Source organism: Anaeromicropila herbilytica, from assembly GCF_016591975.1.
Taxonomy (GTDB): domain Bacteria; phylum Bacillota; class Clostridia; order Lachnospirales; family Lachnospiraceae; genus Anaeromicropila; species Anaeromicropila herbilytica.
Map to the genome: position 1 here is coordinate 3,983,047 of NZ_AP024169.1, position 17,720 is coordinate 4,000,766.

Genomic DNA, 17,720 nt, shown 5'->3' on the forward strand with positions numbered 1-17,720 from the left:
AAAACACTTCCAACATTTTTGTTTTTATATTAAAATACATCTATATAAAGCCTCTTAACATGCAAACCGACCAAAGTAAACATTTTAAAGGAGGTATTTTATATAGATGCAATCTAATTGTAACAAAAATCTTTTAAATTTAGAAGGTGTAAAATTAAAAAGTGTGCAACACACACTAGAGGGGATTATTATCAAGATTGAAACCAATCCCAAACCTCAAAATTGCCCTTGTTGTGGAGCTGAAACTTCTAAAATACACGATTATCGTTGGCAGAAAATTAAAGACTTACCTTTTCAGTTATCAAATGCTTATTTAATGTTGAGGAAACGAAGATATGTGTGTTCCTGTGGCAAACGTTTTTATGAGAAATATAGCTTTATCGCTAAATATCAGCAACGTACAACACGACTATCCTATAAGATTGTTGAATTGCTTCGTTCAACCAACAGTATTAAATATGTTGCTTCACAAACTAATGTCTCTACGAATACTGTAACACGTATTCTTGACACACTCTCGTATGATAAACCACCTATTCCTCAATGTATTTCAATTGATGAATTTAAAGGGAATGCTGGTAATTCCAAATATCAATGTATTCTGGTAGATGCAAAGAAAAAATGTATTCTTGATGTTTTACCGGATCGTACTCAGTCTCATCTTATTGATTATTTTAAATCTTGCAGTCGGGACGAAAGGTATCGTGTTAAATTTTTTATTTCTGATATGTGGCAACCTTATATTGATCTTGCCAAAACATTCTTTCCTAATGCTACAATCATCGTAGATAAATATCATTACATCCGTCAGGTTTCTTGGGCAATTGAAAGTGTTCGTAAACGTTTACAAGCATCCATGACACCAACTCTTAGAAAGTACTATAAACGAAGTAGAAAACTTATACTGACTCGATATTCTAAATTAAAAGACGAAAACAAAAAAGCCTGTGATTTAATGCTACTATACAGTGATGATTTACGACTAGCTCACAAGTTAAAAGAATGGTTCTATGAAATATGTCAGAGTAACAGCTATACATATCAAAGAACTGAATTTTGGGAATGGGTAAAGAATGCTGAAAGTTCTGGATTACACGAATTTGAAGCTTGTGCAAAAACATATAGACGTTGGTCTGAGTATATACTTAATGCTTTTAAGTATGGATATACAAATGGGCCTACGGAAGGATTTAATAATAAAATCAAAGTACTAAAAAGAAGTTCTTATGGTGTACGTAATTTTGAAAGATTTCGTACACGTATCATTCACAGTTCTATGTAAAAAAATGGTCGGTTTTCAAGAGGCTTATTTGTCATGCAAAAAAACATCTATTATAGAACCTAGTCATAAAAATAGCTCTATTGTCAATGTTAGTGCGGGTGCAATGCACCTCGCACCCCAACACTTGACAAAGAGCCAAAATAATAATACTTTTAACTTTTGTCCATAAAAAAAGATTAGATGTCATCAACACCTAATCTTTTTTGTTCTATTAATTTATATTAGTCATTTCATTCAATTCATTTGTCAATGCATATAATTCTTGAATACTAGCAGTTGTTTCTTCAATTGCAGCAGACTGATGTTCTGTATTTTCCATTGTTGAATCAGAGAGTTTTAACGTATTTTGAATCGAATCTTGTATTTCCTTAGTCAAGCTTACAATCTGCATCGCAGTCTCTTTAGAATTCTTCGATAAATTACCTATTTCAGCTGCAACAACAGCAAATCCTCTACCAGCTTCTCCAGCTCTTGCCGCTTCTATTGATGCATTTAATCCAAGCATCTTAGTCTGATCTGCAATACTCTTAATTGAATTTAAGATTACATTAATTCGTTCTGAAATATCTTTTACATTTACTATCTCATGATTTAAGGTTTCTTGATTGCTATTAATAGTAACCGATGCGCTCGCTAACTCTTCCATAGTAGATGATATTTGTGAAAAGCTATCTACTAGATTAGTACTCATAGATTTAATTTTTATGTTTTGATAACCTATTTGTGATAAGGAATTGGCTACAATAAATAATACTTCTGCCGCAGCTTGGATATTCTTCTCCGTAGTAATTTTCACCTTATTCACTGCATCTACATATTTGTCTTCGCTTACACCAATCTCCCTAGCGACACGACGGAACCCCTCTTCTTCTGGCTTTCCCTTTAATATCTGTCCACCTAATATTGTACCAATTTGAACGCCGTCAACCATGATTGGAGCTGCGAAATCAATCAATCCAGCATGACATTTATAGACATATGGACGACCAGTTTTCGCTGCTTCTTCACCACCTTTTTTGTGTGACATTGCACATCGGTCATCACCAATTTTCGTTGAGTGCGTATAATCCATGCAAAAACTTGTATAAGAACTTGGCTTTGTAACCGGTTCCCCATTAATATCTACTGTAACGCTTGCAATATCCATACTTTCTGCAAAGTTGTCTTGGAACCTTTGTAATAAATCAAGATCAATAACATCTTTTAACTGAATATTTGATAAATCACTCTTGTTCATGACAATTCTATTCTTTTCCATTCGAATCTCCTATAAAATATCTAAAATACCATGTATAGTTAGAGTTACCAATTAGAATATAATATTAATTTTTTATCTATTAGTATAAATTCTTTATCTTTTGTAATCTAATTTTATCATAATCCTAACTCTTAAATCCATAGGTATATTCTTCTATTATAATCGATATATCTTATGGTGAATGTATGGCGAAATTTATTTATTCGTCTAATATTTGAACACAAATTCTATGCACATTCTATCTTTACAATTTATGATTTGCCATTTCATTTAATTCATTCGTTAATGCTAGAATCTCTTCGATACTTGCTGTTGTTTGTTGGATTGCAGCAGATTGTTGTTCCGTACTTTCCATTGTTTGATCTGACAATCCTAATGTATTTTGTAAAGAAGACTGAATCTCTGATGTTAGTTTGACAATTTGCATCGCAGTTTCTTTCGAATGTTCGGATAGGTTCCTTATCTCCGTTGCTACTACAGAAAACCCCTTACCTACTTCTCCTGCTCTTGCTGCTTCTATTGACGCATTCAAACCTAACATTTTAGTTTGATCAGCGATTCGTTTGATTGAATTTAATATTTCATTAATCTTTTCAGATATATTTTTTACACTAATAATTTCTTCATTTAAAGATTCTTGATTATTGCTAATTGAAATAGACGTAGCTGCTAATTCTTCCATTGTTGATGATATTTGTGAAAAGCTATCTACTAGATTGTTGGTCATGTCTTTAACCTTTAGATTTTGATATCCAATCTGAGACAAAGAGTTTGCAACAATATATAATACTTCCGCAGCAGCATTAATATTTTTTTCTTTTTTAATTACAATTTCATGTGATGCTTCAATATATTTTTCCTCGTCAACACCTAACTCTTTTGCAACTTCTCTAAATTCATCAGCTTCTGGTTTATGTTTTAATACTTGTCCACCTAATATTGTACCTATTTGTACTCCTTCAACCATAATAGGTGCTGCAAAATCTATTAACCCAGCATGACATTTATAGATATAAGGTTTTTTAGTTTTAGCTGCCTCTTCTCCCCCTTTTTTATGTGATAAAGCACATCGATCACATCCAACTTTTGTTGACTGCGTATAATCAATACAAAAGCTTGAATATGAACTAGGTTTTGTTACAGGTTGCCCATTCATATCAACTGTTACACTTGCAATATCCATGCTATCTGCAAAATTATCTTGAAATTTTTGTAAAACTTGTATATCTATTACATCTTCCAATCTGATATTTGATATGTTTTCTACATTATTTGACATGGCTATCTCTCCCTCAAAGATTATTTTATAATACTTTGCATAATCTATTAATTTTAAATTCTGTCGAATTAATAGTATTTTTGTATTATAATGGTATTATATCATATTTTTACACTTTTTGTCCCGAAATATTTTTCAATATGTATAAAATTTTATATATTTTGATAATATTTGATGAATATAGATGTAGTTTGGTACAGCTTTAACTTGCACACAAATACGTTACAAAAGCCATTAATATATAAAAAACGCAAGAATGATAACATTCTTGCGTTTTTTTGATTATATGAGAAAATATATTTTAAGATGAGTGACTAATTCATTCTTAAATACTGTTTTGTGAATAATAAAATATTCTTAACTACTATTACAAATTTCAAACTATTTTAATCGATCTAATAATGCATCTTTCACTGCATCAACATTCGTTTCTCTTACTTTCTTTCTTAAGCCAAGAATCAACGAAGGAGATACTGATAATTCATCAATTCCCATTGCTAGGAAGGTTTCTGTTAATTCAAGATCTGCACCTAATTCACCACAGATACCCATCCAGATTCCATTAGCATGAGCATTATCTGCTACCATTTTGATCATTCTTAATACTGCTGTATGATGAGGGTTATAAATTTTATCAAGTTTTGGATTTTGACGATCAATAGCAAGAGTATATTGCGTTAAATCATTTGTTCCAATACTAAAGAATTCTACTTCTTTTGCAAGTAAATCACTAACCATAACTGCTGCTGGAGTCTCGATCATGATACCTAATTCACAATCATCAAATGGGATGCCTAAGTCTCTTAATTCAGCTTTTACTTCTTCTACGATTTTTTTGATTTCTCTTACTTCTTCCACTGATATAATCATTGGGAACATAATTGAAATCTTACCATAAGCAGAAGCACGGTATAAAGCACGAAGTTGAGTCTTAAAGATATCAATACGATCTAAACAGATACGAATTGCACGGTAACCAAGTGCAGGATTCTCTTCTTTATCCATATTGAAATAGTCAACTTGCTTATCTGCTCCAATATCAAGAGTACGAATGATTACTTTTTTACCAGCCATTCTTTCAGCTACTGCTTTATATGATTGGAACTGTTCTTCTTCCGTTGGGTAATCTGTTGTCTCTAAGTATAAGAATTCACTTCTAAATAGTCCAACACCACCAGCGTCATTTTGTAGAACATTAGCAACATCAGAAACATTACCAATATTAGCGTAGATATTGATGGATTTGCCATCAAGTGTTACATTCTCTTTGCCTTTTAATTGTAGTAATAATTCTTTCTTTTCTAAGTCTTTCGCACGTTTTTCTTGCATTTTCTTTAGTGTTTCTTCATCTGGATCTAGATATACAGTACCAGTAAAACCATCCGCAATTGCCATTCTTCCATTAAGTTCTTCTGTTAAATCAACATCTACGCTAATTAACGCTGGAATATTCATTGTTCTAGCAAGAATTGCAGTATGAGAATTACTTGAACCAAATTTTGTGACAAATGCTAATACTTTATCTTTGTCTAATTGTACTGTTTCACTTGGCGCTAAATCTTCCGCTAGAATAATCACTGGTTCATCAGAATCAACTGTACTCTTAGTTGCATTTGATAATACAGAGATGATTCTTTCTGAAATATCTTTAACGTCTGCAGATCTTTCTTTCATGTATGCATCATCCATAGATGCAAACATTTCAGCAAAATTATCGCCAGTAGTTGCTACTGCATATTCAGCATTAACATTTTGTGTGTTAATCATGTTAATGATTGATTCTATATAATCTAAATCTTCTACCATCATTTGGTGTACTTCAAAAATAGCTGCGTTTGCTTCACCAACTTCTTTTAGTGCTTTATTATATAGTTCTTGTAATTGTACTAAAGTTCCTTTTTTTGCTTCTTCAAAACGAGCAATCTCAGCGTCTGCATCTTCTACATGATATCTTTTAATTTGATGTTGTTGTTTTTGGTATAAAGATAACTTACCAATTGCAACACCTCCAAAGACACCTTTTCCATTTAATACGATCATTTTCTAACTCCTCATGAATTAAAGATTTTCTTTAAGAAAAGCTTCTAAACCTTTTGCTGCTGCTTCTTCGTCTTCACCATCACATGTGATAGTTACTTCATTACCACATTTTGCAGCAAGTCCCATGATACCAAATATTCTTTTTGCATCAGCATCTTTTCCATCTTTACCAATAGTTACTTTACATGAAAATTCATTCGCTTTTTTAACTAATAAACCAGCTGGTCTAGCGTGAATACCTTGTTCATCTTTGATTACATACTTAAATTGTTTCATAATTTTTATCTCCTTTATTATTATATTTTGAATTAAGGGTTACTATCGAATTGTAAGAATCGATGAAAAATGTTAAAGTTCGACAACATCGATTTGATATCTTATAATACCTTAAATTTTATAACTAGTCAAGACAATAGATAGAAAAATTCCTATCTATTGTCTTGTTTTTTCTTACCGCGTTCCTAATTTCTTCATCATCTGTACTAATTTTTCATAATAGTTTCCATTTGTGGTCATTGGTGACCTATTAAATAATGAAATTGGTTAACACTATTATACTTAATCTCTAATTCTTGATCATGTTTAGAAAGCAACGAACTATATTAAATTTTTTATTCCTCAACTGGCTTCTTTAGTAATCCTAATAATACACTTCCAACTAATGTACCAATTACTAAAGCTACGATATACATTCCTGCATTTCCTACTACTGGGAATACGAATACCCCACCATGTGGTGCTCTAAGTGTACATCCAAATACCATAGATAATGCTCCTGATATTGCTGAACCAATTGCTAAAGAAGGTATTACACGAAGTGGATCTGCTGCTGCGAATGGTATTGCTCCTTCTGTGATAAATGCAAGTCCCATTACAAAGTTTGTGATTCCTGATTCTCTTTCTCTTTTTGTAAATCTATTCTTAAATAATAATGTTGCAACTGCGATTGCTAATGGTGGTGTCATACCACCGATCATAACTGCTGCCATAATATCAAAGTTACCTGATGCAAGGGAAGCTGTACCAAATACATATGCTGTCTTATTAATTGGACCACCAAAGTCAATTGACATCATACCACCAAGGATTAATCCTAATACTAATTTACTTGAACCACTCATTCCATTTAAAGCATCTGTTAATATTTTATTTAATTCTGCTAATGGTGGATTGATAGCGTAGGTCATCAGTACACCAATGATTAGTATACCAAAGAAAGGATAAATTAATACTGGTTTAATACCTTCAAGACTTTGTGGTAAGAAACTAAATAATTTTCTTAAACCAACAACTAAATAACCTGCTGCAAAACCTGCGATTAATGCACCAAAGAATGCTGAACCACCTTGGCTTGCTATATAACCACCAACAACACCGACCGCTAATGCTGGTCTATCACCAATACTCATTGCAATGTAACCTGCTAAGATTGGTAACATAAATCCGAATGCGCCACCACCGATTGACTTGAAGAATGCTGCCACTGGTGTATTTGAGCCAAAATTAGAAGGTTTAATACTATAATCATCAAGTAGGAAAGCTAATGCGATTAAGATACCACCACCGATTACAAATGGTAACATATGTGATACACCATTCATTAAGTGTTTGTATATCTGTCTACCAATGCTTTCTTGTTCACCTTCAAAGCTTGCGCCTTCACTTCTCTCATCACTATGATAAATTGGTGCATTTCCTGAAACTGCTTCATCAATCAATTCAGAAGCTTTGTGAATACCATTTGCAACTTTAGTTTGAATTACTCGTTTCCCATCAAAACGAGCCATATCAACTTTCTTGTCAGCTGCAACGATGATACAATCAGCACCTGCAATATCTTCTTTTGTTAAAACGTTCTTTGCCCCACCAGAACCATTTGTTTCAACTTTAATTGTAATTCCTTTTTCTCTCGCTTTTGTTTCCAAACTTTCTGCCGCCATAAAAGTATGTGCGATTCCTGTTGGACACGCCGTAACAGCTAGTACTCGATATTTTGCTCCATTTGCCATACTATTCACCTTCTCCTCTGGGAATTTTTTTGACTCAGCTTCATCAATTACTTGTAAAAATTCATTAATAGATTTTGCATTTCTTAAATTATTAGTAAATGTTTCATCCATTAATAGTACGGATAATCTACTTAATACATCTAAATGTACATTATCTTTTGTGTTAGGTGCTGCAATTAGAAAAACTAATGTTACTGGTGCGCCATCTAGTGAATCAAAATCAACCCCATCTCTCACTACCATTGCACTTAATCCTGCTTGCTTTACAGCACTAGTTTTTGCATGAGGAATTGCAATTCCTTCTCCAATACCAGTTGATCCTTCGGATTCTCTTTGTAATACTGCTCTTTTGTATTCTTCGACATCTGAGACATTACCAGTACCAGACATAAGTTCAATCATTTTATCAATTGCTTCATCTTTACTGGATACTTTACCATCTAACAAAATGGCATTTTGTTTTAGTAAACTCGTTATTCTCATACCCATATCTCTTTTCTCCTTTACATGTTAATTTGAACCAATGTTAGGAATAAAACATTGTATTTTTAAATTCAATTTGTAACATTTCGACGAATTATATTGTTGCTAATAATCTCAATACATCATCTTTCTTTGCTAATTCTTCTGAAAAAGCACTTGCACTTCCAGTTGCAACCCCCATTTTAAAAGCTTTTTCTAATTCATTGCTTTCTAGGAAACCAGCGATAAATCCAGCAACCATGGAATCTCCAGCACCCACTGAATTAACCACTGTACCTTTTGGTACTTTTGAGAAATATTCCCTTCCATCTTCGGTTAGTAGAATAGCTCCATCCCCTGCCATTGATATTAATACATTTCTTGCACCCATATCTTTTAGCTTTTTAGCATAAGTAATAATTTCTTCATTCGTTTTAAGTGTCACACCAAACATTTCCCCTAACTCATGATTGTTTGGCTTTATTAAAAATGGATGATATTTTAATACATTAAGAAGTAAATCTTTTGTTGCATCCACTACAACTCTAATATTTTTATCTGCTAATCTTTTTAAGATATTCTCATAAATATCTTCTGGTAGGGAAGTTGGAATACTTCCTGCTAATACTAAGATGTCCTCTTCTGTTAATGCTTCTAGTTTAACCATTAGCTTATCAAGTGATTCTTTGGAAATAGATGGTCCTTGTCCATTAATTTCACTTTCTTCATTGGATTTTAACTTAACATTAATTCTTGAGAGTCCAGATTCTAATCGAATAAAATCTGTGTTACATCCATGAGCTTTTACTTTTTCTTCAATCTCTATTCCTGTAAACCCTGCTGTAAATCCTAATGCTACACTATCAAATCCAAGATTCTTTAAAACAATTGATACATTTATCCCTTTACCTCCTGGAAAAATATGTTCGTCATTCGTACGATTCACGACTCCTTGTTTAAAATCTTTAACTTCTACGATGTAATCTAAAGAGGGATTAAACGTCACTGTATAAATCATTCTTCATCAACCTCCACTATATTCATATAATTTTTATAACTTTTATCCTCTAACTTTGATGTAATGATTGTTGCATCATCCACTTCTGCAAAAGTAACTGGTGATATCTGACTAAATTTTGAAACATCACATAGCATATATTTATCTTTTGTATTCTCAATCGCAACTGACTTTACCATTGCCTCATTGATATCCGGTGTTGTAAATCCACTATTTTTACTTACTCCATTTGTACCAAAAAAACCTTTTGTAAAATTATATTGTCTTAATTCACCTATCGTTTTACTTCCTACGGTTGCTTCTGTTGCAAATTTTAATTCTCCACCTAATAAGTAAGTCTTAATTCCTTTACTTGAAAGCTTTCTCGCATGTTCAATAGCATTGGTAACAAATACTGCTTTCATCTCTGTTATGAAATCTATCATGTAGCCTGTTGTTGTACCTGCATCCAGATAAATAAAATCATCAGATTCTATTAAACTGGCAGCATACCTAGCTATTCGCATCTTCTCTTCTGTATTTAGATCTTGTCTGATTGCAACTTCGTGGTCTACTGTATTAAAACTAATACCTATTGTAGTTGCACCACCATGAACTTTTATTAATTTTCCTTTATTGTGAAGTACTGTTAAGTCTCTTCGAATTGTTGATTCGGAAGTATCAAGAAGTTCTGTTAATTCTTGTACGGTAACCGTTTTTTTCGTTTCTACAAGCTTTAGTATCTCACAAAATCGTTCTTCTATTAACACAATTTAGTCACCTCATAAAATAATAAATGCAAAGACACATGTCATATAAAATATTGTTAAGTAGTTATTTGTTATATTGTGTCTCTTTTGATACATTAATATTATCATCATTTTCGTTCAAAGTAAATCAAAATCGGTCAAATAAAACGCCAAAAATATGAAGCTATTTTCGTCATATTGCACAATTTCGTTTTTTATCTCTTACTTATTTTTGTGTTTTTTATATTTTTGAATGCCTTTTATCCATTATTTTCATTGTAGCTTAGTACTTTCAATCAATTTCAGTCACGCATTATAAAAGTAATAACATTAATAATTTAAAAAATAAAAGCGCAATTTAGTGATTCACTAAATTACACTTTTATTCTAAAACAATTTCTCTGTTCTATTTTTATTTATACTATTTTATTTTGGTTTTCATCTACTATATAAAATGTAGTTCATGTATCATTCAAATTATCAATCAAAAGTATCTTCAATATCAGAATCTTCACTACTTCCAGCTAATTCATCAAATACATCAGATGTTGCAGCAGTATCATTACTTCTAGATCCTCCAGATATTCCTGGTTGATAGCAAGGCTTTGGGCATAAAGGATCCGAATGTCTATTATTTCTTCTTAACTCAAGTGGTTTAACATTCTTTGCAAGTAAGTCACCTTCAACAAATCGTATGCAATCTAAATCTTCTTCAATAATTGGAACTGCTTTTGGTGGTACAGAAATTCCAGCATGCTCAAATTTATACTCAACAATGTATGAAGATCTCAATAATAAAGTTAAACCTACTGCCATCTCTGGAACAACTCTTGATGTATCATTTGTCAATTCAAGACTCAATACTTTAGCCATTGCTTGAATACTTATGCCTTGAGGTATAAAGTTATTTGCAAAGTTTGCATTTGGTCCTGTTGTAATTGGTATTCCTACAAAACCAATACTACTTATCATTGGACTATTTGTTTGACTATTGTAACTTACACCATAAGGAGCATATAATTCAGTACAGATGGAAGTTGGGTTTGTATCTGGGTTATACGATTCATCTGATTCATCTTCTAATAAATAAGTTGCTCTAAAACGGAAGGAAGTTAATATTCTACCGCAGGAATCTACAAGCCTAGCTGCAAATGTTAATTCTAAATTAGTTAATCTAACGCTAACACAATTAGGTCTATTAGGTATTAATTGTACATCACTATCTGATAAATTATAATCAATTACTTCAAGTAAAATATTACATGCTGCATTTAAATATGGAGCTAAATCGATAAATGCCCCGTCAACATCCTGTGTCACTCTAATTACTCTACATAAGTTAATACCTGACTCATCATATATAGCGTTTGCTAACAAAGTCAAAAGCTTTGGTTCTCCACATGGTGCCTTCAAGCAAGGATCCGTTCTTCCGTCTGGAATATTTGCTGGAGTTTCACCGTTTATCGTCAAATCCTCATCACAATCAACGCCAAAAAATTTGCCGGAAGGATAATTGTTCTTTGAACATCTTGACATCTTTTCTCCTCCTAGATTAATATTTTTAGTTTATTCTATGCAGAGAGAATCATTGTGTTACTTCCTAATTGGGTTAAAGTTTGAGTTTAGTGAAAATGACCTTGCTACGTTGTCTAGGCAATTTGAACAAAACGGAAACGCTTATGCTTCATTGAATCGGTATAAGAAGTTCTAATTCTCCGAGTATTTTGTGTTAACATATCCTAAAACAGATAACTCACTTCGTTCAAACAGATCTGTTTAAGGATATAACACAAAATGCTCGGAGAATAAGAACGTCTAATACAGATTCAAAGGCGCATTCGCTTTTTCCGTTATGTTCAAATTGCCGTGAAGGTTATGAAGGTCATATGGAAGGCAATCTTTGGCTTAGATTTAGATTTATGTTTTTCTTTGTATTTTGTTTTTATTATCTTTATCTATATATTTGTTTTAATCTTTAATCTACATATTTATCAGTATCTTTATTTTATCTGTAATATACGTATTTATCAGAATCTTTGTTTTGTCTATAATCTACGTATTTAATATTTAATAACGTATTTGTACTAATATTTATATTCTATATCTGTATATTTTAGAATACGGAGTAAAGAATCGTTTAACACTTTTAATTATTAGTTACTCAAACTTTCCAATTTAAAATCTTTAATATACTTGATAATTTCAGGCTAAAAGAATATGAATTACCATAATCAAAACTTTTTTATTGTCATAACTTTGACGAGTTTTTGAATTAAGGTTAAAAAGATTTAATCATGGTAATTTAGATCATCTAGCATCTGAATTTATTAAGTATTCCATTCACCTTATACTTAGACGTTATCCTTATTTATCCTTTGGTAAATAAGGATAAATATCATTGGTATATACTCTTAATATCTCACCTACGCTCCATGCCTGTGCAAAGCAACCTCTACCTGTTGTTGGAGAATTACCATCAAATATTTCAGCAATTTGATTTATACAACCATCCTGCATGTGGTCTTCAAAATATTCACACATTTCTTTTGCCCTTAATACAGCTTTTTCATTATGATTATGTACCTTTAGGTATGCCTCTATAAATCCTCCCATTAGGAATCCCCATGCTGTTCCCATATGATATGCCATATCTCTATTAATTAATTTACCTATATATTCGCCTTTGTATCCTTCTTCTAGTAAAGCGAGTGAACGAATTCCATATGGAGTATATAAATGTTTATGAACCACTTCAACTACACTCATTTCTTTTTCTTTATCTAAGATAGAAAATGGTAGTGAAACGGCATAGATCTGATTTGGTCTGATCTTATTATCCTTTATCTCAACAATCTCAATATTTCCTTCTGAGATATTGTTTGTAGTTATATTTTTCTTATTGATATATTCTTTATCTGTGATATCTTGATTAACATATCCAATATTTTTTCTATTTATATCTTCTCTATCTATAATTTCTTTATCTATATTCTCTTTATATATATTCTCTTTATCCATATTTTCTCGATTTGTATATTCTTGATGTCGATTTTCTTTATTGGCATCACAATTCGTAGTTTCCCGATTTTTATTTCCTTGACTCGTAATTTCTTTACTGATCTGCTGTTTTTCTATCATCTTTTCTTCAATCACATCATATAAACAACCAGACTGCTCGTTCCAGAATTTTTCCACAAAAGACTGCTTTACTTTCTTTGCTATCTCCAAGTATCTAGTATTATTTTCTCCATAGTATACAGTCAAATCATTCATTATTTGTAATGCATTATACCAAAGTGCATTAATCTCAACTGCTTTTCCGTGTCTAGGTGTAACAACAATCTCTCCAACACGCACATCCATCCAAGTCAACTGGTCAAGGTTACTTCCACCCTTAATTAAACAATCCTTATCCATTCCAATCTCATACTTTGTGCCGTTTTGGTAAGCCTCAATAATTTCTTTCAGATATGGATATATCTTCACCCTAATAAATTCATAATCTTCTTTACCGCCAGTAGCTTGCAGATATTGATACACGGCTATGAAGTACCAAAGAGAAGCATCTATTGTATTATACATTGGATCTTCCTTGGCATCTTGTGGAAATACATTTGGAACCATTCCTTCTTTAATATATCTTGAAAAGGATTCAAGAATTCCTCTTGCATCTTCATATCTTCTCGTTGCTAATGTTAGTCCTTGCATTGCGATCATAGTATCCCTTCCCCAATCAGAGAACCAAGGATATCCTGCTAGTATTGTCTTTAAACCAGTGGACTCACGCTCTACAATATATTGATCTGCTGCAATTGTGAGCATCTTTATAAAAGAATCTGAATCAGGTATGCGTTCTATATAATCTAATAAGCGTTTCTTATATTCCTTAATAACCTCAAATCCATCTTTACAATTGTATATGTACTCATTCTCTTCCTTTTGAACTTGAATTCTTATATGAGAACCAAGACCCTGACTCATCTCATAATCATCTTCCTTATGATTACATTCCTTTAATTCACACTTTACATAGAATCTCTTTGTTTCAAAGGCTTCAAGATCAATAATAACGTCATAAGGGGTATATTGATTATCCACTCCTAAGAAACCATTTCTCCTATCAATATAACATACCTGGTTCTCATCAATGATATAATTTGGTGTAGCCATAGAAACTGGTTTCTGTCCTCTATCATAGTACTCACCCTCTGATGTATAAAATACAATCTCATAATTGCTATCTGCTATTGGATATAATTTAAGTTCCTTTTTATGAACAATCGTCTTAAATAGAAGGGTACTTCTCTCCGATGCTTCACCCGGATTGCGATAATTAAATAATGGAGTAAGATTCATTTTTGCCTTAGAACTTCCATTTTGAATCTCATAACAAACAACAACGGAATTCGTTCCATATTCCATCGATATAGTTTTTTTGATCTTTACATCTTCTACCTCGTAACAATAGGTTGGTACAATATCTAATTCAAATCTTGTCAAATACTTTTGACCTTCTCTTATGTTCCCATTATATTCTTGAGTAGCAAAATCATATTCTTTATCTCCAATTGTAATGCTTTCATATATATTGGCTAAAATAAGTTTACGATCCATAGGAGGTCTTAGTGATGCAATTAAATAAGAACTATAAATACGATTTCTAGCTCCAATAATTGATAAACAAGCAAAACCACCTATTCCATTTGTTAATAACCATTCTTTTTCTAAACCTTCATGAAAATTACGATAATTACTTCTCCCCAATTTGTATGATATACCCATATGTATTTCCTCGCCTTTCACTTTCATTTGATTTTATTTAAAGATCTGTGTAATCATTGTTGAATCCATTCTTCATACTATTACTTTATATTTTACAACAAAAACCACGTGATTTCTATATATTTTTTCGTAAATTTTCGAAATGTTTTCTTGGTAATATTTACTTTTGATTCTTTTTGTAGTCTAATTCATCAATCTGTAAATAACTAAGTTTACCCTCATCTAGAAGGCAATCAAGTAAGATGGAAACTTCACATTACATAAGCGTGTTAATGACCTTCATCCATAAGAGTTCGCCCATGTCAGAAAACCACATAAAAAAGAGATATTAACACAATACTCATGTTAATATCTCTCTATGCTTTGTACCTGGCTTTTATTATGTTGTAGTATATATTTTCTCGTATATTTTAAATTAAATATACTTAATTACATTACAAGTAATACTTCATTTACATCTTTCATCTTATCTGCTGGGATGTAATTCTTTTCTAATTTTTCTCCATTTAAGTAGAATTCTTTATATCCGCTTTCAGCGCCTGATTTATTTTCTACTTTAATGTTAAGTTGTTTTCCTCTAAATACTTTAGAGATCTCGAATTCTTTCCAATCACTTGGAACAGATGGAGCAACTAATAAACCGTTAAGATCAGGTCTCATACCTAGGATACCTTCTACACATCCAACCATTACAGTTGATGCAGTACCAGTTAACCAATGTACATGAGATCTTCCTTCGAATGGACTTCCTGTAGCTTCTGTAAATTGTCCATGGCAGTATGGCTCTAATTTTCTTGTATCAGCATCATCATTTTGAGAAGCTGGTGAGCTTTCTGTAAAGTATTCGAATGCACGATTACCATGACCCATTAGTGATTCTGCTAAGATAATCCATCCTTGAGGTTGTGAGAAGATACCACCATTTTCTTTTGTAGATGGGTTAAATAATAATGCAAGTGCACCGTCAAAAGCATGATCTACATAAGAAGGAGCCATTAATCTTACACCATAAGGAGTATTCAATTCTCTATGAACAGATTCTAATGCTGCTTCTGCTTGATCTTTGGTTGCAAGACCAGAGATAACTGCCCATGATTGAGGATTTAACCACATATTAGCTTCTGGATCTTTCTTAGAACCGATTACTTGACCATCTTCTTTGTATCCACGGATGAATCTATCATCTTCCCAACAACATTTTTGAATGGTATCATATAATTCTTTTTGTACTCTATCTAGGTATGCAACGTATTCAGTATCGTTCTTGTCTTCTGCGAATCCACGAAGAACTGTCATTGCATAGTATAATTGAAGTGCTACGAATGAAGATTCACCTTTTTTACCAAGTCTTAAGCAGTCATTCCAATCTGCATGAAGACCAGCTGGCATGTTGTGATCTCCTAATCTTTCCATTGAGAAGTTGATCGCTCTCTTTAAGTGATCATATACAGAACCTTCTCCACCATTTGCATAAACAATTACTTCATCAATAAATTCTTTATTTCCTGATTCTGCAATATATTTAAGAACAGTTGGGAATAACCATAAAGCATCATCTGCACGGTATGCTGGATGTCCAGTTGCTTGAACATAAGAAGCATCATCTGGAGTATCTTCATGACCTGCATTGTGATCAAATTTAACAAGTGGAAGTCCGCCACCATTATCAACTTGAGCTGATAACATGAAACGAATCTTTTCAACTGCCATCTCTGGATCTAAGTGAATGATACCTTGAATATCTTGTACTGTATCACGGTATCCATATCCGTTACGAAGACCACAGTAGATGAATGAAGCTGCTCTTGACCAGATAAATGTCATGAAACATTGATAAGCATTCCATGTATTGATCATTGCATTGAAAGCTTCACTTGGTGTGTTAACTTGTAAATGAGATAATTTTCCATGCCAGTAAGCTTTTAATTCTTCTAATTCTTTATCAACAACTGATAAATCTTTATAGCTATCTAAGATCTTAGATGATTCTACATCATCATATTGTCCTAGTACGTAAGCGATTTCTTTTGTTTCTCCTGGTTGAAGTGTAAGTGCTGAGTGAAGTGCTCCACATCCATTTGTATTGTAGTTAAGAGTGTTATCACACATACCTTTTTCAACAGCGATTGGGTTACCATAGCTATGGTAGTTACCAATGAAGGCCTCTTTATCACCATTGTAGGATGTAACATCTGCACCAACTAAACCAAAGAATCTTTCTTTATGATTGGTTCCTGTTTCATCTTTCCACATGTTTGGATTGATGGATTGAAGAATCTTATTCTTCTTGAAATCTGTCTTTGTGATGAATAGTGTATATTGTAAGTTTACTTGATCGTTTTCATAATTACTGTCGTTTGTAAATTCAATGAAACCAAAAGTAGAGATTTTTCTTACTCTATCAGTAGTATTGGTTACTTTAAGTCTCCATACTTCGTAAGTTCTATCAAGTGGTACATAGTATAAAGCTTCTGATTTGATTCCAGCATATTCAGCTTTGATATTTGTATAAGCTGTACCATGATGACATTCATTTTTGTAAACGCTTAAATCTTTACCAACTGGTTGCCATGATGCTGACCAGTAATCATTTGCTTCATCATCTCTTAAGTAGATGTATCTACCTGGTTTATCTTCTTGGTTAAATATGTAACGAGATATTCTTCCGTTTGCACCGCTCTTAACAAAGCTGTATCCACCAGCGTTATTAGAAATGATTGCACCATATGCTGGTGAACCTAAATAGTTTGCCCATGGAGCTGGAGTATTAGGTTTAGTAATAACATATTCTTTGTTCTTTTCATCAAAATAACCGTAATTCATTGATAGTCTCCTTTATATGTTTACTTTTTCTTTTTATAA

Annotated in this window: 11 protein-coding genes; 1 reads left to right on the top strand and 10 read right to left on the bottom strand. The window is 32.4% G+C overall.

Going from position 1 to position 17,720, the window contains the following annotated elements:
* Positions 1–106 precede the first annotated feature (106 nt).
* Positions 107–1,282 (top strand): ISL3 family transposase, encoded by a 1,176-nt coding sequence (locus bsdtb5_RS17190; RefSeq protein ID WP_271713201.1) that lies wholly within the window; start codon positions 107–109, stop codon positions 1,280–1,282.
* 211 nt (positions 1,283–1,493) lie between these two features.
* On the opposite strand, the gene bsdtb5_RS17195 is transcribed toward bsdtb5_RS17190, so the two are convergent.
* The 10 genes from bsdtb5_RS17195 to bsdtb5_RS17240 all read right to left on the bottom strand — a co-directional run bounded on the left by bsdtb5_RS17195 (position 1,494) and on the right by bsdtb5_RS17240 (position 17,681).
* Complete coding sequence (locus tag bsdtb5_RS17195; protein WP_271713202.1) at positions 1,494–2,540, bottom strand: PocR ligand-binding domain-containing protein; 1,047 nt, start codon at positions 2,538–2,540, stop codon at positions 1,494–1,496.
* A gap of 244 nt (positions 2,541–2,784) precedes the next feature.
* Entirely contained in the window at positions 2,785–3,819 is a 1,035-nt protein-coding gene (locus tag bsdtb5_RS17200; protein WP_271713203.1) for a PocR ligand-binding domain-containing protein, read from the bottom strand.
* Between the two features lie 381 nt (positions 3,820–4,200).
* A complete protein-coding gene (gene ptsP / locus bsdtb5_RS17205) occupies positions 4,201–5,859 on the bottom strand; it encodes a phosphoenolpyruvate--protein phosphotransferase (protein ID WP_271713204.1) in 1,659 nt (552 codons plus the stop codon).
* A gap of 18 nt (positions 5,860–5,877) precedes the next feature.
* Entirely contained in the window at positions 5,878–6,135 is a 258-nt protein-coding gene (locus bsdtb5_RS17210; RefSeq protein ID WP_271713205.1) for an HPr family phosphocarrier protein, read from the bottom strand.
* 335 nt (positions 6,136–6,470) lie between these two features.
* A complete protein-coding gene (locus tag bsdtb5_RS17215) occupies positions 6,471–8,351 on the bottom strand; it encodes a PTS fructose transporter subunit IIABC (RefSeq protein WP_271716133.1) in 1,881 nt (626 codons plus the stop codon).
* Between the two features lie 94 nt (positions 8,352–8,445).
* Complete coding sequence (pfkB, locus tag bsdtb5_RS17220) at positions 8,446–9,348, bottom strand: 1-phosphofructokinase (RefSeq protein ID WP_271713206.1); 903 nt, start codon at positions 9,346–9,348, stop codon at positions 8,446–8,448.
* Entirely contained in the window at positions 9,345–10,097 is a 753-nt protein-coding gene (locus bsdtb5_RS17225; RefSeq protein ID WP_271713207.1) for a DeoR/GlpR family DNA-binding transcription regulator, read from the bottom strand. The genes pfkB and bsdtb5_RS17225 overlap by 4 nt, the downstream gene beginning before the upstream one ends.
* Before the next feature lie 459 nt (positions 10,098–10,556).
* Positions 10,557–11,612, bottom strand: a complete 1,056-nt coding sequence (locus bsdtb5_RS17230; RefSeq protein WP_271713208.1) for a hypothetical protein — start codon at positions 11,610–11,612, stop codon at positions 10,557–10,559.
* Between the two features lie 828 nt (positions 11,613–12,440).
* Positions 12,441–14,858, bottom strand: a complete 2,418-nt coding sequence (locus bsdtb5_RS17235) for an amylo-alpha-1,6-glucosidase (RefSeq protein WP_271713209.1) — start codon at positions 14,856–14,858, stop codon at positions 12,441–12,443.
* A gap of 429 nt (positions 14,859–15,287) precedes the next feature.
* Positions 15,288–17,681, bottom strand: coding sequence for a GH36-type glycosyl hydrolase domain-containing protein (locus bsdtb5_RS17240; protein ID WP_271713210.1), 2,394 nt, complete (start codon positions 17,679–17,681; stop codon positions 15,288–15,290).
* Between the last annotated feature and the right edge of the window lie 39 nt (positions 17,682–17,720).

Coding starts and splice junctions, on each gene's coding strand:
- bsdtb5_RS17190 (WP_271713201.1), top strand. CDS start 107: ATGCAATCTAATTGTAACAAAAATCTTTTAAATTTAGAAGGTGTAAAA.
- bsdtb5_RS17195 (WP_271713202.1), bottom strand. CDS start 2,540: ATGGAAAAGAATAGAATTGTCATGAACAAGAGTGATTTATCAAATATT.
- bsdtb5_RS17200 (WP_271713203.1), bottom strand. CDS start 3,819: ATGTCAAATAATGTAGAAAACATATCAAATATCAGATTGGAAGATGTA.
- ptsP (WP_271713204.1), bottom strand. CDS start 5,859: ATGATCGTATTAAATGGAAAAGGTGTCTTTGGAGGTGTTGCAATTGGT.
- bsdtb5_RS17210 (WP_271713205.1), bottom strand. CDS start 6,135: ATGAAACAATTTAAGTATGTAATCAAAGATGAACAAGGTATTCACGCT.
- bsdtb5_RS17215 (WP_271716133.1), bottom strand. CDS start 8,351: ATGAGAATAACGAGTTTACTAAAACAAAATGCCATTTTGTTAGATGGT.
- pfkB (WP_271713206.1), bottom strand. CDS start 9,348: ATGATTTATACAGTGACGTTTAATCCCTCTTTAGATTACATCGTAGAA.
- bsdtb5_RS17230 (WP_271713208.1), bottom strand. CDS start 11,612: ATGTCAAGATGTTCAAAGAACAATTATCCTTCCGGCAAATTTTTTGGC.
- bsdtb5_RS17235 (WP_271713209.1), bottom strand. CDS start 14,858: ATGGGTATATCATACAAATTGGGGAGAAGTAATTATCGTAATTTTCAT.
- bsdtb5_RS17240 (WP_271713210.1), bottom strand. CDS start 17,681: ATGAATTACGGTTATTTTGATGAAAAGAACAAAGAATATGTTATTACT.